Consider the following 20,708-nt stretch of genomic DNA (forward strand, 5'->3'; position numbering starts at 1 on the left):
AGAAGTAGCAGCTACTTCTTCCGCTGCCCCTCGACTTGCATGTGTTAGGCCTGCCGCTAGCGTTTATCCTGAGCCAGGATCAAACTCTCCATTGTAAAAAATTTAAATCATTAGAGTCCTGACTACTTGAATTTCCTGAAATAATTTAGGAATTGATAAATACTACATTTACTTGTTTTTCTCAAATATTACCAATAATTCAAAGAACCTGTTTCATGTTGCGAAAAGTTCGCAAAGACCGCTAAAAAAATCGCTCTGATTTTAAGAGCGAATCGGACTGCAAAAATACGGCGGATTTTTAAATTTCCAAATGTTTCTTTGCAAAATTTGCAAATTTTATTTTCGACAACCTTTTGAAAGAACTGCTTTACTTTCGTTTAGCGGGTGCAAATGTAGAGACTTTTTTTTATCCTGCAAATTTTATCCGATCTTTTTTTGTTTTTTTTATTCATGCATTCATCTCATCCGTCCATTTCAATACATATAAAAATCTGTATTATTGTATATTAACTACAATTATCAATCCTTCAAATATTCATCTTTTTTAAATTTCATTCTTTCTCAAAGGTCTGCATTCTTTTAAAGCGAATCGTCAATAGAGATCATTGGAATATTCAATCTCCAACCGATAAATACTTAATCGGAATCGATCAAACATCTGGCAATACAAATCAAATAGGCAACTTCGCTCTTTTAGTATTTAAGGTATATATAGACATTATATTAATCGAACTATTACCTTTACAATATTTATAACATTTGCATTTAGTCGAATGATAAGTTTTGCAAAGAAATACGGTATAACACCCGTTATCATGACTGAATATCCGGATTTTCACTTGTTCAAGAAAAACAGCAGATCCTACAATATCGAAAGATGGCCTTGTTACAGCATAACGGAAGTATCCAAATTAGACGAATTAAATACACCCTATTGTTTTGTTCTTAATCCGGATATGACAATGAGTGCTGTTTTCATTCCAGAAAAAGCACTTCCATCGGTCACCAGTCTTTACTTGCAGGGAATTCTCGACCGTTTCTTTACAGTTGACCAAAACAATTGACAAACCGTTGCACTGCACCCAAAAGAACATTTAAGGAATCTTCATTGAAACAACAATTATTCCCTCATCCATGAATAAGGCCTCTGTAAAAACAGAGGCCTTATTCATCTAAAAGAGAGAAACATCAATAACTCCTGGCAAAAAGGACGCGGCGGTGCGAAGGCTTTCCGCTGACGATGCAGACTCCCTCTTCGGCGGGGGCGTCGACCGGAATGCACCGGATCGTCGCTTTCGTCTCGTTCTTGATGCGCTCTTCCGTTTCGGGCGAGCCGTCCCAATGGGCCAGGATAAAGCCGCCTTTGTCGTCGAGCACCCGTTTGAACTCGTCGTACGTGTCGACCCGCGTAATCATACCGTCGCGGAATTTCAGCGCTTTATCATAAATATTCTGCTGTATCTCGCCGAGAAGCCGTTCGACGGCATCTTCCAGCCCTTGTTGCGGAACGGTCGCTTTTTCGAGCGTATCGCGGCGAACCAGTTCGATCGTACCGCCGGCAAAGTCGCGCGGCCCCATCGCCAGGCGAACGGGTACGCCTTTCAACTCGTATTCCGCGAATTTGAAACCGGTGCGGACATTGTCCCGCGCATCGATTTTAACGCTGATTCCCCGTTTTTTCAGTTCGGCGGCAATCTCGTCCAGCCGGGCCAATATCTGCGCCAGCTCTTCGGAGCCTTTGTAAATAGGGATCATCACGACCTGTATCGGAGCCAACTTCGGCGGCAGCACGAGCCCGTTATTGTCGGAGTGCGCCATGATCAGGGCCCCCATCAAACGGGTCGAAACGCCCCACGAGGTCGCCCACACATAATCGAGCTTACCCTCCTTATTGGTAAACTGCACGTCGAACGCTTTTGCGAAATTCTGTCCGAGAAAATGCGACGTTCCGCTTTGCAGCGCTTTCCCGTCCTGCATCAGCGCCTCGATCGTCAGCGTGTCGTCGGCCCCGGCGAAACGTTCGCTGTCGCTCTTGTGCCCCACGATCACCGGCAGCCCCATCCACTTTTCGGCAAATTCCTTGTAGACGCCGATCATTTTTTTCGCTTCGGCCATCGCTTCCTCCCGGGTTTCGTGCGCCGTATGCCCCTCCTGCCACAGGAACTCGGCCGTCCGCAGGAACAGGCGCGTACGCATCTCCCAACGCACCACGTTAGCCCACTGGTTGCAAAGAATCGGCAGGTCGCGGTACGACTGAATCCAATTTTTATAGGTATTCCAGATAATGGTCTCGGAGGTCGGGCGGACGATCAGCTCCTCCTCGAGCCTGGCATCGGGATCGACGATCACGCCCTTGCCGTCGGGATCGTTTTTCAGCCGGTAATGGGTCACCACGGCGCACTCCTTGGCAAACCCCTCGACATGATGCGCCTCCTTGCTGAAAAACGACTTCGGGATAAACAGCGGGAAATAAGCGTTTTCATGCCCGGTATCTTTGAACATCTGATCCAGCGCACGCTGCATCTTTTCCCAGATCGCATAACCGTACGGTTTGATCACCATACATCCGCGAACTGCCGAATTCTCGGCCAGTCCCGCTTTTACCACCAGATCGTTATACCACTGCGAATAGTTTTCGTCCCGTGATGTCAACTCTTTCAGCTCTTTTGCCATATCAAACTACTTTTCAGTCTTAAAATACTTCGGTTTGTGAATTTACAAAGGTATAGTATTTTTCCAAAAATCGTAAAAATTGAATATCTTTGGCAACGAGGCTGGATCGGTTTTTCCCTGGAAAAAGGAAAAACATTCGACCCGCGCCACGCAACGTTCGGAGGGCGCAGATGCATTCTTTAAAACGGCGCGCGCGCCCTCCGGAACCGTGAAATTTATTTCCGGAGCAATAACTTTCGGGTATAATTTTCGTTATACCTATATATGATGGAATGCGGCGGCGGCGAAAAGGCCGCCATTCCGCGAAACAGAAAAAATAGAGTGCCATGAAAAGCCGAAAATTAATAACCGTATTGGGCAGCGTGGTCGTTGCCACGCTGCTGGGAGGATGCAGTGCAACCGTCTATTCGAGCACTTCATCCGCTGCCACCGACGATTTATACGTAACGCACAACCGGAAAGCGATCGCCGCCGAGAAGCAGCAGCGTCTCATCCGGCAGCAGGAAGCGCAGCGCGCCGCGGAAGAGGCCGAACGGGCCCGCCGCGAGGAAGTGGCCCGGGCCGTATCCGAACTGAACGACCGACAAGAGGACGAATCGCGCAGCAGCTTGATCGCGGGCGGTTACGGCGGAGATTCTTACGCAAGCCGTCTGAAAAGTCTCGGTTCGCTGAGCGACGACAGGCAGAGCGACGTCCAAAACGAAAATGCCAACACCTCGGGACGCTATGCCTCCGCCTACGATCCGGCCTATTACGACGTGACGGTCCTCGGCGACCAAGTGCTCGTAGAACCCAAATACGCCCCCTCCTTGTACGGCGACTGGGGAACAGCCAACGTAAACATCAATCTCGGACTGTGGGGATGGAGCTCCCCCGCATGGAACTGGAGCAGCCCGTGGTGGTGGGGATGGAGCCCGTCGTGGAGTTGGTATTCGGGATACTACCCTTATAACAGTTGGAACTGGGGATGGAATTGGGGATGGAACAGTTGGAACGGCTGGTACGGAGGATGGTACGGCGGCTGGTATCCGCCCTATTACGGAGGATGGTACGGCCCGCATCATCACTGGGGATACGATTATTACCCTAAATACAATAATAAGAACACGGTTTGGAACCGTCCGAGAACCGGAACGGGCGGCACGGTATCTTCCGCAGGGCGGGGGTCGTCGGGACCCAGCTACCGCCGGGGAGGAACCACTTCATCGACCTACCGGCCCGGAACGACTACCGGCTCGTCGCTGAACGGCGGCTCGTCGTACCGCCGGGGCGGTACGACCTCGAGCGGCAGTTCGATCGGCAGCACCGGTTCGGGAACGTCTTCGGGCAGTTCGTCCTACCGGCGCGGCGGAACCGCATCGGGGCCGACTACCACCGTAAGCCCGTCGGTTAACAACAATTCGGGATCGTCGTACCGGCGCGGAAGCACCGCTCCCTCTTCGGGCAGCAGCTACTCGCCGAGCACCGGGTCCGGCTACCGGGGCGGAGGAGGAGGATACACCGGCGGCGGACAATCGTCGGGCGGCGGCGCAAGCTATCGGAGATAATCTTCGGCCGGCTTCCGGCAACGACAAACCTCGAACACGAAACTCAACATCGAATTAATCAAAGAACGAATTATGAAAAAAAACAAATTCGTCACGCTATGCGTCATCGCGGCGCTTCCGTTCGCAACGGCGACCGCCCAGACTCCGGGCGACCTACTGAATCTATCTCAGTACAACTATTCATTCGGAACGGCACGCAGCGCGGCGCTCGGCGGAGCTTTCACATCGCTCGGCGCGGATCTCTCTTCGATGAACATCAATCCGGCAGGTCTGGGAATCTACCGGGGATCGGAAGTCGGCATATCGCCGTCGCTGACCTGGAGTAACATGGAAAGCGGCTTTCAGGGACGGAGCAACGACTATTCGCGCACCCGGTTTTCGCTGGGCAATGTCGGGGCAGCGCTGAACCTCTACCAGGGAACAGGCGCGCTGACCAGCTTCACGCTGGGCGTAGGTTATACGAAACTGGCCGATTTCAATACCACGTCGGCGGCTTACGGACAAGGGATCGGACAGTCGATGACCGAAGTATTCGCGGAAGATATCCGCGGAGTCAGCGAATCGACGCTGCGAATGACTCCCGAAGACCCGATCAGTCCGTTCCAGAGCCTCGCTATCGGACAATGGGGTGGAATTCTGGCCTACAACACCTATGTGCTCGACCCGGTAGGCGACAACTATTACGCCCCGTGGAACAACCTTTCGAAAGACGCGCGGATCAACCCGTCGCTGTACAACATCAACAAGGGAAGTATCGGCGAATACGACATCTCCGGCGGATTCAACTTCCAGAATATCCTCTACCTCGGATTTACGGTCGGGATTCAGGATATTTACTTCCGGAACGAAAACAATTACAGCGAAACTTACAGCAACAATACGCTGCCGCTGAATCGCCTGAATTACATCCGGACGCTGCGTCAGGACGGCACCGGCGTGAATTTCAAGTTCGGGGCCATCCTCCGTCCGGTCGACAACCTGCGGATCGGCGTGGCCGTCCATACGCCGACCTACGTCAGCATGAACGAGGAGTACACCGAATACATGTCGGCGGAATTCAACACCCAGCAAAACTGGCAGGAGAGCCCGTACGCCCCCAACCAGTACAACATCAACACCCCCACGCGGCTGCTCACGGGTATTTCGTTCACGCTCCCGGGCGTAGGGCTGATCACGGCCGATTACGAACGGGTATGGTACAACAACATGAAGATTCGAAACATGAACGGAAACAACTGGGAATTCGAACAGGATCTCAACCAGGACATCAAGTCGTTCTTTCAGCCGGCGAACAACTTCCGGGTGGGCGTCGAGGCGACTCCGCTAAAAAACTTCTACGTGCGGGTCGCTATGCCAATTACGGGGAGTGCATCCGGACGAAGGACGCCTTCATCAACCAGGCGAACGTCCGTTCTTACGAGAACTATTCGGCCGGCTTGGGATTCCGTTTCCAAAATTTCTACCTGGACGCGACCTATATTTACACCGCGTACAAATACGCTCCCTACCAGATGTTCTATTTCTACGACGATAAAGATAAATACACCATCCAGTCGGGAGCCGTCGATACCAAGCAGAACCGCAACACGATCACCCTGTCGGCGGGACTCAAGTTCTAAACGCCGTCCCCGTTATACGACACTCCCGGAACCGTTCGTAACGCGTTCCGGGAGTGTTTCGTTTCATATCTCCACCAGGTTGTGCTTGATCGCATAGACGACCAGGTTCGCCGTATTCCGGCATCCGGTTTTAGCCAGGATATTCGACCGATGCTTATCGACAGTGCGTTTCGAAATAAACAGCGCATCGGCGATCTCGTTGTTCGACTCGCCGCGGCAGATGTGCAGCAGGATCTCCGACTCGCGTTGCGAAAGCTGTTCGGGACTATCCTCCGGCACCGACGACGGAGTCGATTTGAGGTTGCTTACCAGATTGAACAACAGCTCCTGCGAGAAAAAACTTCCTCCGTCGACCACCGTTTCGATCGCGGCTACGACGTCCTTGATTTCTGAATTTTTCAGAATAAAACCTTTCACGCCGAGCGACACCATTTTGAAATAGTAATCCTCGTCGCCGTACATCGAGAGCGTGATAATCCGCAGGTCGGGCCAACGTTTCAGCGCTTCTTCGGCGGCCACAATGCCGTTCATTTTCGGCATCTCGATATCCAACAGCACGACGTCCGGAGTTTCGCGCCCCAGCAGTTCGAGCAACTCGCAACCGTCGGAAGCCTCCCCGGTCACTTCGAAATTCCGGATGCCCGACAACAACGTCTTGAGTCCGTTGCGGAACAGCGTATGATCGTCCGCCAACACTATTTTACAAGTTCTTTCCATAACCGTCCTTTTTTACACATGCACCTCGACCACCGCATTCATTCCGCGGCCGGGCGTGCTTTTCAACGCGAAATCGCCTTTCAGCGAACTGACCCGAGACTGAATGTTAGCGATTCCCATTCCTTTCTGTTCGACCTTCGCTACGTCGAACCCGCATCCGTTATCGCGGTAATCGAGCCGCAGCACGCCGTCGGCGTAAACCAGCGAAACGGTAGCGACCGAGGCCCCGGAGTGTTTCAGGCTGTTGTTAATCAACTCGCACACGATCCGGTACAGGATCACTTCGATATCCATATCGAAACGTTCCGTCCGCAGGTTCGTCGAAAAATTGATCCGCATCGCGCCGCGCGGCAGCCTATTGATGAAATTCGAGATCGCCCGCGATAACCCGAAATCGTTCAGGATATGCGGGCTGAGATTGACCGAGATCTCGCGCAGGCTGCGGATCGCTTCGTCGATCACGTAGTTGGCATTGCGCAGTATCTCGCGGTTGCGTTCATCCGTATCGCCGGACGAAAGCGCCGAAATAGACATCTTTGCGGACGAAAGCAACGGCCCCAATCCGTCGTGCAGATCTTTCGAAAAACGCTGCCGTTCTTTTTCCTCGGTACGCAACACGGTGTTCAGTATCCGCCGTTCGCTGATCCGCCGCTGACGCTCGGCACGGGCGATGTAATTGAAAATTTTCTGCACCAGGAGCATCCCGACCGCGAAACAGAGCGAAGTAACGATCCCTGTCCAGATAAAGAACTCCGACGGCAACCGCCACTCCTTCAGATCGGTGATCTGAACGTACTCCCCGAGACGCAGAAACGCCATGCAGGTCAGCGCGACCGTAAACAACATCCACGACAGGTTGTATTTGGTACGGCGCGTCAGCCCGATAGCGACGATCGCCGCAATGATTTGCAGGATGACGGATATGATCAGCAGTATCTCTTTAACCATTGCAGAATAGCCGTTTAACAGTGGAACGGAGTTCGAATATTTTGTAAATATACAAAATTTTCAGATTAACCGTCCCCGCCGCTGGCGAAGCGTCCTGTCCCGGCTGCCGAAAACAACTATCCGCCCGGCGGGGACGGGAACGACAAAACGGGGAACCAGCCTGCTGGTTCCCCGTCGTATAGAATCTTTCGTATCCGAAAAGCTATCCGGACTATTTGGCCACCACTCTTTTCTTCTCTTTGATACGGGCTTTTTTACCGGTCAGTTCGCGCAGGTAGTAAATACGCGCACGGCGAACGACACCCACTTTATTCACCTCGATACGGTCGATATGCGGCGAGTAAACCGGGAAAATACGTTCCACGCCAATACCGTCCGAAATTTTACGAATCGTGAACATCTTCGTAATACCGCTGCCCTTGATCTGAATGACCGTGCCGCGGAAACTCTGGAGACGTTCCTTGTTACCCTCGACAATCTTGTAGGTCACGGTAATCGTGTCGCCGCTTTTGAACGAGGGAACTTCCGGCTTCACCCACATCGAATCCTGGGCGATCTTGATTAAATTATCCATCTCTTTTCAATTAAATTTATAGTGGGAATATTGCGGGCCCCTACGTCCTCGCAAGAGATTCCTGCACTTTGGGAGGGCAAAGATAACGCTTTCCGTTGAAAAAACAATATTTTGCACTCGAAACCCGTGATATTTTCGAACTTTCAGGGAATTCCGGACGGACGATCCGCGCCGTCCGGCCGGAAAATACCGCTGCAATTCGTTAGCAGTTCAATGCGGCTCCCGCCTTGAACCACTTGATTTGCTGTTCGTTGTAAGTATGATTGGCTTCGAACGACTCGGACGTTCCGTCGCTGTGGCGCAGCGTAACGGTCATCCGGCTGCCCGGCGCAAACGTTTTCAGGCCGGTCACTTCGATCCGGTCGTCCTCGCGGATGCGGTCGTAATCGGCCGGATCGGCGAACGTCAGCGCCAGCATACCCTGTTTTTTCAGGTTCGTTTCATGGATTCGCGCGAACGACTTGACAAGCACGACCTTCACATTCAGGAAGCGCGGTTCGAGCGCGGCATGTTCGCGCGACGATCCCTCGCCGTAGTTCTCCTCGGCCACGACGATCGAACCGATCCCCTTCGCCTTATACTTTTTGGCCACAGACGACACGCCGTCGTAACTGCCGTCCAGCGTATTGAGCACCGAATTGGTCTGTCCGTTGAATTTATTGACGGCTCCCATCAGCAGGTTGTCCGAAATGTTTTCGAGGTGTCCCCGGAAGCGCAGCCACGGCCCCGCCATCGAGATATGGTCGGTCGTGCACTTGCCGGACGCCTTGATCAGCAGCCGCAAATCGGTAAAGTCGTTCCCGTCCCACGCGGCAAAAGGCTCCAGCCGTTGCAGACGATTCGAACCGGCGGCGATCGCCACCTCGCCGGAAGCGTGCGGATCGGGCGCGACGTACCCGTTGTCTTTCACGTCGAACCCGGAGGCGGGCAACTCGTCCCCTTTCGGTTCGTCGAGCATCACGGACTGTCCGGCAGCATTTTGCAGCGTGTCCTTCATCGGATTGAACGTCAGGTCGCCGGCGATGGTCAGCGCCATCACCAGTTCGGGCGAAGCCACGAAAGCGTGCGTATTCGGATTGCCGTCGGCCCGCTTCGCAAAGTTCCGGTTGAACGACGTCACGATCGAGTTCGGACGCGTGTTGTCCGGCTCGTGCCGCGCCCACTGCCCGATGCACGGACCGCAAGCATTGGCCATCACGGTGCCGCCCGCCTCAAGCAGCGACTGCAAGATTCCGTCGCGTTCGGCCGTATAGCGCACCTGCTCCGAACCCGGATTGATCAGCAGCTTCGCTTTCGTCTCCAGCTTTTTGGCGGCCGCTTGACGCGCCACCGAAGCGGCGCGGCTCAGATCCTGGTACGAAGAGTTCGTACACGATCCGATCAAGCCGACTTCCATCCGCTGCGGGATCCCTTTTTCGCGCACCCAGGCGCCGAATTCGGAGATCGTATGCGCGGCATCGGGCGTAAAAGGCCCGTTGATATAGGGTTCCAACGACGACAGGTCGATTTCGATCACCCGGTCGTAATATTTTTCCGGCTCGGCGGCCGTTTCGGCGTCGGCGCGCAGCGAACCGGCTATGCCGTCGGCCAGCGCGGCCACTTCTTCGCGTCCGGTAGCGCGCAGGTAGCGCGCCATCGACTCGTCATAGGCGAACAGCGAAGTGGTGGCCCCCACCTCGGCGCCCATATTGCAGATCGTCGCCTTGCCGGTCGCAGACAGCGAAGCCGCCCCGTCGCCGAAATATTCCAGAATCGCATTGGTTCCGCCCTTGACGGTCAGTATCCCGGCCAGTTTCAGGATCACGTCTTTCGGCGAAGCCCAGCCGCTGAGCCGCCCGGTCAGTTTCACGCCGATGATCTTCGGCATTTTCAGCTCCCACGGCATCCCTGCCATCACGTCCACCGCATCGGCCCCGCCGACGCCGATAGCTACCATGCCGAGCCCGCCGGCGTTCGGCGTATGCGAATCCGTCCCGATCATCATGCCGCCCGGAAAAGCGTAGTTTTCCAACACGACCTGATGAATGATACCGGCCCCGGCTTTCCAGAAACCGAGCCCGTAGCGATTGGCCACGCTTTTGAGAAAATCGTACACCTCGCGGTTCGAATCGTTGGCGGTAGACACATCGGAAGCGGCCCCCCGGTCGGCCTGAATCAGGTGGTCGCAGTGCACCGACGCCGGAACGGCCGAACGGTCGCGGCCGGCGTTCATAAACTGCAACAGCGCCATCTGCGCCGTGGCATCCTGCATCGCCACGCGATCCGGACGGAAATTCACGTAATCGACCCCTCTGCGGAACGCTTTCGCATCCGACGCATCGTACAGGTGCGCATAGAGGATTTTCTCCGCCAGCGTCAGCGACGTTCCTTTCACTTTCCGGGCCTGCTCCACCCTGGCGGCGAACGAGCCGTAAACTTTCCGAATCAACTCAATGTCAAATACCATTTTCTCTATATTTATTAAATTACCCTGCTTTTCGATACGGGCATAAAAACGCAAAACGGAAATTCTCCCGTTTTGCAAAGATAATCAATTTATCAAAAAGAGTCCCCGCTCCCGACGGATTTATCGGCTCTGCGGAACGGTCATTTCGCGATCTGCCCGGCCGTGTGCCTGAGTATCTCGGCCCGTTTCCGGTCGCGGGCTTCCGAAACGAAAGCGATCAGCCCATCCGGGTCGTCGCAACTGACGATGTAGGTATCCTCGTAAATATCCTCGATCAGCACCAGGTTGTTCCGCTCCGCCGCATAGACCTTGTACAGCGTCCACTCCCGGAAGCTGAAATAGTAGCCGTAATATCCCCAGAACCCGTAGCTGCCGAGCAACGGCCACAGCCGGCGGAATTCGCTGCGTTCGATCCGCCGGATCAGTTCGATATCCTCGATGTGAATCCGCGTCAGGTCGACGATGCAATGGATCTCGAGCGCCGCGTCGTCCAGCAGGATGTAACGCGGAATGGACAGGATGTACAGCGTGATGATGCAGACGACGAAAAAGAGTCCCCAGGCCGGCAGGTAATCGCCTCCCAGGACGAAATGAAACCAAACGAACAGCCCGGCGAGAATCAACAACAGGGCCGCCGTAATCCGCCGGCAGCGCCGGTCGTAGCGGTATTTATATTTTTTTTCCATCGGTACTTCCTCCCTAAGACGGCTGGCGATTATCCTTTCCCGGCCGCGTTTCTGCGTTCCTCCCTTTTTTTGTCGTTGCGCTCTTTCTCCCGTTCGGCCCGGCCGGCTACCATACATAGGAAAACGGCGAAAACGGCCGCAGCCACGCCGGATTCGACCAGCATCGACTGCATGTTCTTGCCGCTGTGGAACGCCCATGTTTCCGCCCCGTACGTAATCGCGAAAATCACGACGAAAAAAAGCGCGGCGTACAAAAGAAAATTCAGAACCACTTTCATAACGAATCACCTATTTCGGTCATCGATCCAATACGTTTTACGAACGTTTCCGGCGACGATCTTATTTTACATCAAATGTGAAAAAACGATTTTCCGACGAAAAAACTACGCCCCGAAATACTCCTTAAGATACGTATGGAAATTTTTCAGCGTTTCGTCCATCGACACGTACGATTTGCCGCCGGCGGCGTTACGGTGTCCCCCGCCGTCGAAATAACGGCGCGCGAACACGTTGACGTCCACGTCGCTGCCCCGCGAACGGAGCGACACCCGGATGCTGTGCTTCGTCTGGATAAACATCGCCGACATGCGGATACCCCGGATCGACAGCGGATAATTGACGAACCCCTCGCTATCGCCCTGTATGAAGTTGAAGCGCCGCATCTCCTCCTCGGTCAGGGACACGTACGCCACGCCGTACCGATAGTCGGTCACCATCTTGTCGTTCAGCATGTACCCGAGCAGCCGCATCCGTCCCTCCGAAAAATTGTCGTACACGCTGCTGTTGACGTACGGCACGTTCACTCCGCGGTCGATCAGCACCGCTACGGCCCGGAACAGATCGGAAGTCAGGTTGCTGAAACTGAAATTGCCGGTATCGGTCATGATGCCGACATACAGCGCCTCGGCCATCGCCTGGTCGATCGCATCGGTTCCGGCCAGCGCCTCGATCAGCTGATAGACGATATAGGAAGTCGAACAGGAGTGCGTATCGGAAAACTGCACCGTATAACCGTCCACCGGCGGATGCAGGTGATGGTCGATCAGTACGCGCTGGGCCGTCGTATTGGCCGTCGCCGTATCGGTCACCCGGTCGAGCCGGTTGATCTGATTGAAATCCATGCAAAAGATCACGTCCGCCTCGCCGATGAACTTCGCCATCTCCCCGTCCGCATCCTCCTTGAAAACCCCGATATACCCGATATCGGTCATCCATTCGAGAAAATAAGGGTACCGGTTCGGCGCGATGCAGCGCGTCGTATGCCCCAGACGTTCGAGGTACGCGCGCCACGCCAGCGCGGCGCCGATCGTATCGCCGTCCGGATTGGTATGTGAAAGAAGCGCCATTTTTTTGGGAGCGCCGCCCAATATCTCCCGCAGTTGATCCAGTTTCTGTTCCGTAATTACCATAAAAATTTTTCTTTTTTTAATCGAACGGCCCGTCCGTCCCTCCCGGAGCCGTAAATATCATCCCCCGTATCCTTCCTTCCGGCTGCGGTTCGCCCGCCGGCGTATAAGGCCCGCGCAGCAGGTCGTCCGCCTTCGACGTCGCGGCGACCGGCGACCCGGCTATGTCCGCCAGGGCGTACTGCAATACGAACTCGTCCGGATCGCCCAATTCGAGCATCTGATCCTGATTATCGTCGTCGTCCGCCGGAAAATCGGGATCGAAACCGTCCGCGTAATCCGATTCGTAATCGCGGTTGAAAGCCCGGCCGGTAATCGGACGTAAAACGATCCCGTAAACGTTCGACCGGATCTCCGACGATCCTACGTTTTTTCCTTCCGTCGTCGTTCCCACCACCTTCACCGGCATATACGGCCGCAGGTTGTTGATCACCAACTCGCTCGACGAAGCCGTCCACGGGCCGGTCAGCACATAAAGCCGGGCGAGATTCAGGTTGCAGCCGCCCACCTCGCCTTCCGGCAGGAACCGCAGCACCGTCTCGCCGTACAGCGCATGCAGGTCGTCGTTGAAACGTTCGATGCAGAAAACCTGTCCCAGCGCGCTCTGCGGCGCGATCATGCTGCACAGCAACCGACAGGTATTGACGTAACCGCCGCCGTTATAACGAAGATCCAGCACCAGTTCGTTGATATGCTGTCGTTTGAAATCGGCGAATACCGCTTTGAGTTGTTCGTCGTACCGCCCGTCCGACGCCCCGGCAGGCTCCGACAGGAATTCGTTGTATACGAGATAACCGATCCGCCGGGAACCGCGTACGATCAGCGTATCGGTCAGTACCGGAGAGACGTCCAGCGTTTCGGCGGCGTCCATCGAAACAGATTTCTCGTAAACGGTTTGATAAATTTCGAACCCGCCCTGCATCGTTTTTTCCATCCGCTCCACCCACAGTGTGACCGCTCCGCCCCGCCGCAGTACCGACGTGTTGTTCGACCCGATCGGTTTTCCGTCGACCAGACAGATCCAGTCCCCGCGCCGTATTCCGGCTCTATCGGCGGGCGATCCCTTCACCACGAACTGCACCCGGGCCGCCACATACGTTCTGGAATAGTCGGTATAATAGCACTTGTATTCGATCCCGTAAGTGGCAACCTTGCCCGAAACGGCCGTTTTCGACGTTCCGCTACGTTCCATAGACGAGTAAAAATAGTTATCCGTCCCGGTATGTTTCCCGTCGTTGTCGGTCGGACGCGAGGACAACAGTCCGGTGAAAAAGTTTTCGCACGACTGGTTGTAATCGGGAGTTATCGTCTTCGTATAATCGTTATAGAGGTACTGCCGGATCATCTGCGAATAGATCCAGCGGTTGGCGGCAGCATCCGTAGCAGGATCGGACGCTCCCCCTTCCGAAGGGCCTTTGGCACAGGATATCAGCGCCAAACCCGCCAGCACGGCAAACCACCCTTTCAGTCCGTTCATAACTCCGGTTTTAATCCGACAATTCCGTCCCCGGACGCCGACCGCCCGAAGGTGGCCTGATCCGGCATTTTACAAAAATAGTAAATTATCGGCAGATCGTCGCAAAAAATCACTTTTCCTTTCGCCCGTAATAACGACACCACGGAGTCAGGCCGCACTGATCGCATTTGGGTCTACGGGCCAGGCATACGTAACGCCCGTGCAGGATCAGCCAGTGGTGCGCGATCGGGAGCAATTCGGGGGGAATATGCGCCGTCAGCTGATGCTCGGTCTGCAACGGCGTTTTGGCCCCCGTGGTCAGCCCCAACCGGTCGGACACCCGGAACACGTGCGTGTCCACCGGCATCACGGCCTCGTTGAAAACGACGATCCCGATCACGTTGGCCGTCTTGCGCCCCACGCCCGGCAATCGCTGCAACTGATCGAGGTCGGACGGCACCTCTCCGCCGAACTCCGACACCAGCATCCGCGCCATGCCGGCCAGGTTTTTCGCCTTGTTGTTCGGATAAGAAATACTTTTGATATAAGGATAGATCTCCTCGGGCGTCGCTTCGGCCATGCGTTGCGGGGTCGGGAAACGCTCGAACAGCGCCGGAGTAGTCATGTTGACCCGTTTGTCGGTGCACTGCGCCGACAGGATGACCGCCACCAGCAATTGGTACGGGTCTTTGTAGCGCAATTCGCTCTCGGCGACGGGCATATTCTGCTGAAACCATTCCAGGATTCGGGCGTATCGTTCAGTCAGTCTCATGGCAAATCGATTTTAAATAGTTCGAAACCGGATAGATTATTCTATGACAATGACAAAGTTACAATATTTTTCCAAGGATCGGAACGAGGATCGCCGTAGCCAGCCCCATCAACCCGATGGCCAACCCGCTGATAGCCCCCTCGACGGCCCCCAGTTCCATCGCGCGGGCCGTTCCGAGCGCATGAGCCGCCGCGCCCATCGCCAGTCCTTTGGCGATCCGGCTTTCGACGCCGACCCGGCGGAGCACCCACGGCCCGACGATGCCGCCGAACACGCCGACCACGATTACCGCCACGGACGTCAGGGCCGGAATCCCGCCCGAGTTGGCCGACACCGACAGCGCGATCGCCGTCGTAACCGACTTCGGTTCGAGCGAAGCGACTACGGCAGGCTCGGCCCCCATCCAACGGGCGATCAACGCGACGCTGACGATCCCCACGGCGCTGCCGACCAGGATCGCCACGACGATCGAAATCACGTTCCCCCGGATGTTGTAAATCTGATCGTGCAGGATATACCCGAGCGCGACGACCGACAATCCCAGCAGAAAATCGATCACCTGCGTCTGCCGCATGTAATGCTCGTATTCGATCCCGCTCAGCCGCAAAAAGGCGATCAGCACGACGATCGAAACGAAAATCGGATGCAACAGCGCCCAGTTGACCTTGCGGCGCAACCACATCGCGCCGATGTAAACGCCGACGGTCAGCGTCAGCAGGAACACCTGCGAATCAGCGATCTCCTTTATCATCATCTTCTTTTTTAGACCGTTTTTTCGACTCCAGTTTCTGCTCCACCAGCCCGACCACCGCGATCACCAGCACCGTGCTGACCAACGAAGCCACGATGATGGCCAGCATGTAGCGGCTCAGCAACGTGTAGGACGTGATCAGTCCGACGCCGACCGGAATAAAGAACAACATCATGTTGTCGAGTAGGAACATCGACACCTTTTTCACATGCCCCGGACGCACCCACTTCAGCGACAGCGCACAGAAAAGCAGGATCATCCCGATCACGCTGCCCGGAACGAAATTCCCGATCAGGGCCGCGACGAAGCATCCCAGCAGATAAAACAACAAAATCAGAAATATACCGTACATTTTCAGGAACTAGTCATAAATAAAATACAATACGCCGAAACCTTTCGGTCGATTTTCATCCGCCTTACCCATTCCATTCCGTCCGACGGCCGGCACAGGCCGGACGCGACCCGTCACCCCCGCCGCAACGGGGTCAACTTCGCGAACCGCCGGAGCAGCGTTTTCCGTCCCGCTCCGTCGAACTCGACCGTAATTTTCACGTCGCCCGACCACTCTTCGACCTGCGTCACGCGTCCCGTTCCGAATTTGTCGTGCCGCACCAACATTCCGACCTCGAACTCGTCTCCCGAGCCGGCACTTTCCGCCGGACGGGGAGCGGACGGAATCCGCTGCTCCGGTTCGACCTGCGGGCGGCTGCCCACGCTGCGGAAACGACTGTCGGGCACGACCGGCGACATCTCCCGGACAGAAGCCGCCGCATATCGAAACCCTCCCTGCGCAGGACGTTCGGACGAACGTTCCCCGCGGGACTGCTCCCGGCCGGAATAATACGTCCGGGCGTTCCCCGTATAATCTTTGCGCCCGGCTTCCTGCTTCCGGTAACCGCCCCGGCCGCCGTATGCCGTCCGCACCGGAGCGTCGTTCCCTCCTTCCGGCGCCGACAGGTCGTCGGCGTCGAACTGGATGTCGAGAAACTTCGGGTCGATCTCGCCGAGAAAACGGCTGGGCCGGCAAAAAGTCATTTCGCCCCATTTAAAACGCGACTCGGCGAACGAGAGCACCGCTCCCCGTTTGGCCCGCGTCAACGCCACGTAAAACAGCCGGCGCTCCTCTTCGAGCCCCTCCTCGTTGCCGAGGCTCATCATGCTCGGGAACAAGTTCTCTTCCAGTCCCGCCACGTACACGTATTCGAACTCAAGCCCTTTGGCGCCATGCACCGTCATCATCGTCACTTTATTGCGCTCTTCGGGCTTCTCGTTGTCCATATCGGTCAGCAGCGCAACGTTTTGCAGCCATTCGTCGAGCGTCACGCGCGCCTGCGCGTCGTCGCCCGATTCGGCCGCGATCCGCTTTTGTTCGTCGGTATAGGCCCTGACCGAGTTGATCAGCTCTTCGATATTTTCCAGCGCGCTGACCGCTTCCGGGGTCTGCTGCATTTTGTAGGTTCCGATAATTCCGGAACGGACGGCGATTTCCAGACCGAGCTCGTAAGCTTCGGCCGTGGCCCGCATACCGGACAACTCGCCGATCATCCCCGCAAAAGCGGTCACTTTTTTACCGGCGGCCCCTTTCATCTCCATATCGTCCGACGAAAGCGTGCTGACCGCTTCCCACAGGCTCAGATTCCGTTCCGCCGCGGCTGCCGCAATCCGGTTCACCGTCACGTCGCCGATCCCGCGCGCCGGGGTGTTGATTACCCGGCGGAACGCCTCGTCGTCTTTCGGGTTCACGACCAAGCGCACGTAAGCCAGCAAATCCTTGATCTCCTTGCGTTGGTAGAACGACACGCCGCCGTAGATTTTATAGGGAATGTTTCGCCCGCGGAGCGACTCCTCGAGCGAGCGCGACTGCGCATTGGTACGGTACAGAATCGCTATCTCGCTGTAAGAAAGATCCTTTTCTCGCACCGTCGAAGCGATGTCGCCGGCAATCAGGATCGCCTCCTCCTTATCGGTATAGGCCTTGATCACCTTGATTTTTTCGCCCTGCTCGGCAGTCGAGAAGGAGCGTTTGCGGATCTGCTTCGTATTTTTTTCGATGATGCTGTTCGCCGCATCGACGATCGTCTGCGTCGAACGGTAATTCTGTTCGAGCTTGAAAATCCGCGCATCCGGAAAGTCGTTGCGGAACCGCAGGATGTTTTCGATCTTCGCTCCGCGAAACGAGTAGATGCTCTGCGCATCGTCGCCGACGACGCAGACGTTCGAATGCTGCTCGGCCAACCGCCTGATAATCACGTACTGCGCGAAATTGGTATCCTGATACTCGTCGACCAGAATGTAGCGGAACTGCGCCTGGTAGCGGGCCAGCACATCCGGGAAATCTTTGAACAGGATATTCGTATTGAGCAGCAGGTCGTCGAAATCCATCGCCCCGTTCTGCCTGCATTTCTGCACGTAGAGTTTATAAATATCGACGAACTGCGGTCGGCGGCGCTCCCGGTCTTCGGCCTGCAGCGAAGCGTTCGCCTCGTAAGCGCCCGGCGTGATCAGGTTGTTCTTCGCCAGCGAGATCCGGGCGGCGATATCGCCGGGCTTGTAAGTCTCGTCGCTGAGATTCATCTCGCGGATGATCTGCTTGACCAGGTTGCGGGCGTCCGACGCGTCGTAGATCGTGTAGGAAGAGGGATAGCCCAGCTTGTCGGCCTCGGCGCGCAGGATGCGCGAGAACAGCGAGTGGAACGTTCCCATCCAGATCCGGCGAGTGGCCTGCGGCGACAGCAACTGCCCGATCCGTTCGCGCATCTCGGCCGCCGCTTTGTTCGTGAAAGTCAGCGCGAGGATCGTATCGGGGGCTACGCCCTGTTCGAGCATATAGGCGATGCGGCAGGTCAACACGCGGGTTTTGCCGGAACCGGCCCCGGCCACGATCAGCGACGGACACCGGAAGTTGACGACGGCCTCGCGCTGCGCATCGTTCAGTTTTTGGATATATTCAGACACAACGATCGACATTATTAACGCCGCAAAGGTAAGCATTAGAATCCGGAAATTTTCGCAAAAACGTCCCTTCGGAGAGCAAATCCCTCCGGCGGACGGCGCGCAAACGACCGCCGAAACGGATAACGGTCTGAAATTTGGCACAAGAGGGCATAAATTAAAAATTTTACAATAAATTTGCGTGTCAATCGTTTAAATCAATGCCCGAAACAGAGAACGGCATACGGATTATACGTAATTTTTCAAGATATGAGTGAAGTAATCAATATCAAGGAACTCAACGAGCGGATCGAGCGCGAAAGCGTCTTCGTCGATACGCTGAACCTGGAGATGAGCAAGGTGATCGTCGGCCAGAAACACCTGGTTGACACGCTGCTGATCGGCCTGCTGTCGAACGGCCACATCCTGTTGGAAGGCGTCCCGGGACTGGCCAAGACGCTGGCCATCACGACGCTGGCGCAGGCCGTGAACGCCCACTTCAGCCGCATCCAGTTCACCCCCGACCTGTTGCCGGCCGACCTGATCGGTACGCTGATATACAGCCAGAAGACCGAAGAGTTTTCGGTGAAGAAGGGGCCGATCTTCGCCAACTTCATCCTGGCCGACGAAATCAACCGCTCCCCGGCCAAAGTGCAGAGCGCGCTGCTCGAAGCAATGCAGGAGCGTCAGGTTACCATCGGGGACACGACCTACAAACTGCCGGAACCGTTCCTCGTACTGGCCACGCAGAACCCGCTCGAACAGGAAGGCACCTACCCGTTGCCCGAAGCGCAGGTCGACCGTTTCATGCTGAAAGCGCGGATCACCTATCCGAAGAAACAAGAAGAACGCGACATCATGCGACTGAACATGCTGGGCGGCGGGCTGCCCAAACCGAACCGGGTCATCGCGCCGGAAGACATTCTGAAAGCCCGCGAGGTGGTCAGCGACGTCTATATGGACGAAAAAATCGAGAAATACATCGTAGACATCATCTTCGCCACGCGCGAACCGTCTGAATACAACATGGCGAGGCTCGCTTCGCTGATCAGCTACGGCGGCTCGCCGCGCGCGAGCATTTCGCTGGCGAAGGCGGCCAAAAGCTACGCCTTCATCAAGCGGCGCGGCTACGTGATCCCCGAGGACGTGCGCGCCGTATGCCACGACGTGCTGCGGCACCGTATCGGACTGACCTACGAAGCTGAGGCCGAAAACGTCTCCACCGAAGAGATCGTCACCGAAATCCTCAACAACGTCGAAGTACCTTAGTCCGTAAACCGTCATGGAGAGCAGCAGCGATATTCTCAAACAGGTCCGCAGGATCGAGATCAAGACGCGGGGGCTGAGCAACGATATCTTCGCCGGCAAATACCACAGCGCTTTCAAAGGGCGCGGTATGGCCTTCAGCGAAGTGCGCGAATACCGCGTGGGCGACGACGTCCGCGATATCGACTGGAACGTCACCGCCCGCAGCCGCCAGCCGCACATCAAGATCTACGAGGAAGAGCGCGAGCTGACGATGATGCTGTTGATCGACGTCAGCGGTTCGCGCATGTTCGGCACGACCGAAAAGCTCAAGAAAAACACGATCACCGAGATCGCCGCCGTGCTGGCCTTTTCCGCCGCGCAGAACAACGACAAGGTAGGCTGCATCTTCTTCAGCGACCGCGTCGAAAAGTTCATCCCGCCGAAAAAGGGCCGCGCGCACGTGTTGATGATCATCAAGGAGTTGATCAGCTTCATGCCCGAGAATAACGGCACGGACATTTCCGAAGGGCTGCGCTACCTGACCAATATCCTGAAAAAACGTTCGACGGCCTTCGTACTGTCCGACTTCATGGACACGGCCGACGGTCACGCCCGGTTCGAAGACGCGCTGAAAATCGCCTCCGGCAAACACGACATGGTCGGAATCCGGGTCTACGACCGCCGCGAACAGCAGCTTCCGGATGTGGGAATCCTCGAACTGAAAGACGCCGAGACGGGCGAAAAAGTGTGGGTCGACACGGCTTCGCGCGCCGTCCGCGACGCCTACGCCCGTAACTGGGAACAGACCAGCGCGCTGATCGATTCGTCGTTGAAACGCTGCCGGGTCGACAACGTGAAGATCGCGACGGGAGAAGACTATGTCACGTCATTGATGAAACTCTTTAAACGCCGGTAACCGGCGCCAAGCTGACAA

At 55.7% G+C, this 20,708-nt stretch carries 17 protein-coding genes and 1 rRNA gene; 4 read left to right on the forward strand and 14 right to left on the reverse strand.

What is annotated here, in order from left to right; translation table 11 throughout:
- Positions 1–95: ribosomal RNA gene (locus DW082_RS06290) — 16S ribosomal RNA — on the reverse strand; the annotation flags it as partial.
- A 1,093-nt stretch (positions 96–1,188) separates the two neighbouring features.
- Positions 1,189–2,673, reverse strand: a complete 1,485-nt coding sequence (proS, locus tag DW082_RS06295; protein ID WP_055203223.1) for a proline--tRNA ligase — start codon at positions 2,671–2,673, stop codon at positions 1,189–1,191.
- Positions 2,674–2,999: 326 nt separating this feature from the next.
- On the opposite strand from proS, the gene DW082_RS06305 reads away from it, so the two are divergent.
- The gene (locus DW082_RS06305) at positions 3,000–4,220 is read left to right on the forward strand and encodes a hypothetical protein (protein WP_125147128.1); all 1,221 of its coding nucleotides are present in this window, start codon (positions 3,000–3,002) and stop codon (positions 4,218–4,220) included.
- Positions 4,221–4,292: 72 nt separating this feature from the next.
- Entirely contained in the window at positions 4,293–5,936 is a 1,644-nt protein-coding gene (locus DW082_RS06310) for a hypothetical protein (RefSeq protein ID WP_259335538.1), read from the forward strand.
- Here DW082_RS06310 and DW082_RS06315 read toward each other — a convergent pair.
- The 12 genes from DW082_RS06315 to DW082_RS06365 all read right to left on the reverse strand — a co-directional run bounded on the left by DW082_RS06315 (position 5,903) and on the right by DW082_RS06365 (position 18,550).
- Complete coding sequence (locus tag DW082_RS06315) at positions 5,903–6,556, reverse strand: response regulator transcription factor (protein ID WP_101573658.1); 654 nt, start codon at positions 6,554–6,556, stop codon at positions 5,903–5,905. The genes DW082_RS06310 and DW082_RS06315 overlap by 34 nt on opposite strands.
- A gap of 12 nt (positions 6,557–6,568) precedes the next feature.
- A complete protein-coding gene (locus DW082_RS06320; protein WP_055203215.1) occupies positions 6,569–7,504 on the reverse strand; it encodes a sensor histidine kinase in 936 nt (311 codons plus the stop codon).
- Between the two features lie 211 nt (positions 7,505–7,715).
- Positions 7,716–8,078 (reverse strand): 50S ribosomal protein L19, encoded by a 363-nt coding sequence (gene rplS / locus DW082_RS06325; RefSeq protein WP_055203213.1) that lies wholly within the window; start codon positions 8,076–8,078, stop codon positions 7,716–7,718.
- Positions 8,079–8,280: 202 nt separating this feature from the next.
- Positions 8,281–10,524: an aconitate hydratase gene (locus DW082_RS06330; RefSeq protein ID WP_101573459.1), complete on the reverse strand. Its 2,244-nt coding sequence runs from the start codon at positions 10,522–10,524 to the stop codon at positions 8,281–8,283.
- Positions 10,525–10,664: 140 nt separating this feature from the next.
- Positions 10,665–11,210 (reverse strand): PH domain-containing protein, encoded by a 546-nt coding sequence (locus DW082_RS06335; RefSeq protein WP_055203209.1) that lies wholly within the window; start codon positions 11,208–11,210, stop codon positions 10,665–10,667.
- 29 nt (positions 11,211–11,239) lie between these two features.
- The gene (locus DW082_RS14495) at positions 11,240–11,488 is read right to left on the reverse strand and encodes a hypothetical protein (RefSeq protein ID WP_055203208.1); all 249 of its coding nucleotides are present in this window, start codon (positions 11,486–11,488) and stop codon (positions 11,240–11,242) included.
- A 105-nt stretch (positions 11,489–11,593) separates the two neighbouring features.
- Positions 11,594–12,619, reverse strand: a complete 1,026-nt coding sequence (locus tag DW082_RS06340; RefSeq protein ID WP_055203206.1) for a bifunctional oligoribonuclease/PAP phosphatase NrnA — start codon at positions 12,617–12,619, stop codon at positions 11,594–11,596.
- 16 nt (positions 12,620–12,635) lie between these two features.
- Positions 12,636–14,093 carry a S41 family peptidase gene (locus tag DW082_RS06345; protein ID WP_118457877.1) on the reverse strand — a complete coding sequence of 486 codons (1,458 nt, stop codon included), beginning with the start codon at positions 14,091–14,093 and terminating at the stop codon, positions 12,636–12,638.
- Positions 14,094–14,202: 109 nt separating this feature from the next.
- The gene (nth, locus tag DW082_RS06350; RefSeq protein WP_055203202.1) at positions 14,203–14,844 is read right to left on the reverse strand and encodes an endonuclease III; all 642 of its coding nucleotides are present in this window, start codon (positions 14,842–14,844) and stop codon (positions 14,203–14,205) included.
- Positions 14,845–14,902: 58 nt separating this feature from the next.
- Complete coding sequence (locus DW082_RS06355; RefSeq protein ID WP_101573660.1) at positions 14,903–15,592, reverse strand: LrgB family protein; 690 nt, start codon at positions 15,590–15,592, stop codon at positions 14,903–14,905.
- On the reverse strand, positions 15,576–15,947 hold the full coding sequence (locus tag DW082_RS06360) for a CidA/LrgA family protein (RefSeq protein ID WP_055203200.1): 372 nt from the start codon (positions 15,945–15,947) through the stop codon (positions 15,576–15,578). Before DW082_RS06360 ends, DW082_RS06355 begins: the two co-directional genes overlap by 17 nt.
- Before the next feature lie 113 nt (positions 15,948–16,060).
- Complete coding sequence (locus tag DW082_RS06365) at positions 16,061–18,550, reverse strand: ATP-dependent helicase (protein ID WP_118457941.1); 2,490 nt, start codon at positions 18,548–18,550, stop codon at positions 16,061–16,063.
- A gap of 246 nt (positions 18,551–18,796) precedes the next feature.
- Here DW082_RS06365 and DW082_RS06370 point away from each other — a divergent pair, with 246 nt between their 5' ends.
- Together DW082_RS06370 and DW082_RS06375 are read left to right on the forward strand one after the other, a co-directional pair.
- Complete coding sequence (locus tag DW082_RS06370) at positions 18,797–19,795, forward strand: MoxR family ATPase (protein ID WP_055203198.1); 999 nt, start codon at positions 18,797–18,799, stop codon at positions 19,793–19,795.
- Between the two features lie 13 nt (positions 19,796–19,808).
- The gene (locus DW082_RS06375) at positions 19,809–20,690 is read left to right on the forward strand and encodes a DUF58 domain-containing protein (protein WP_101573465.1); all 882 of its coding nucleotides are present in this window, start codon (positions 19,809–19,811) and stop codon (positions 20,688–20,690) included.
- The last annotated feature ends 18 nt before the right edge of the window (positions 20,691–20,708 follow it).

Source organism: Alistipes sp. AF48-12 (assembly GCF_003477565.1).
Taxonomy (GTDB): domain Bacteria; phylum Bacteroidota; class Bacteroidia; order Bacteroidales; family Rikenellaceae; genus Alistipes_A; species Alistipes_A hominis.

Bases quoted from the DNA above. Each gene is read 5' to 3' on its own strand.
- DW082_RS06315 (WP_101573658.1), bottom strand. From the start codon at position 6,556: ATGGAAAGAACTTGTAAAATAGTGTTGGCGGACGATCATACGCTGTTC.
- DW082_RS06310 (WP_259335538.1), top strand. From the start codon at position 4,293: ATGAAAAAAAACAAATTCGTCACGCTATGCGTCATCGCGGCGCTTCCG.
- DW082_RS06340 (WP_055203206.1), bottom strand. From the start codon at position 12,619: ATGGTAATTACGGAACAGAAACTGGATCAACTGCGGGAGATATTGGGC.
- DW082_RS06320 (WP_055203215.1), bottom strand. From the start codon at position 7,504: ATGGTTAAAGAGATACTGCTGATCATATCCGTCATCCTGCAAATCATT.
- DW082_RS06345 (WP_118457877.1), bottom strand. From the start codon at position 14,093: ATGAACGGACTGAAAGGGTGGTTTGCCGTGCTGGCGGGTTTGGCGCTG.
- DW082_RS06330 (WP_101573459.1), bottom strand. From the start codon at position 10,524: ATGGTATTTGACATTGAGTTGATTCGGAAAGTTTACGGCTCGTTCGCC.
- nth (WP_055203202.1), bottom strand. From the start codon at position 14,844: ATGAGACTGACTGAACGATACGCCCGAATCCTGGAATGGTTTCAGCAG.
- DW082_RS06335 (WP_055203209.1), bottom strand. From the start codon at position 11,210: ATGGAAAAAAAATATAAATACCGCTACGACCGGCGCTGCCGGCGGATT.
- DW082_RS06305 (WP_125147128.1), top strand. From the start codon at position 3,000: ATGAAAAGCCGAAAATTAATAACCGTATTGGGCAGCGTGGTCGTTGCC.
- rplS (WP_055203213.1), bottom strand. From the start codon at position 8,078: ATGGATAATTTAATCAAGATCGCCCAGGATTCGATGTGGGTGAAGCCG.
- DW082_RS14495 (WP_055203208.1), bottom strand. From the start codon at position 11,488: ATGAAAGTGGTTCTGAATTTTCTTTTGTACGCCGCGCTTTTTTTCGTC.
- DW082_RS06370 (WP_055203198.1), top strand. From the start codon at position 18,797: ATGAGTGAAGTAATCAATATCAAGGAACTCAACGAGCGGATCGAGCGC.
- DW082_RS06375 (WP_101573465.1), top strand. From the start codon at position 19,809: ATGGAGAGCAGCAGCGATATTCTCAAACAGGTCCGCAGGATCGAGATC.
- proS (WP_055203223.1), bottom strand. From the start codon at position 2,673: ATGGCAAAAGAGCTGAAAGAGTTGACATCACGGGACGAAAACTATTCG.
- DW082_RS06360 (WP_055203200.1), bottom strand. From the start codon at position 15,947: ATGTACGGTATATTTCTGATTTTGTTGTTTTATCTGCTGGGATGCTTC.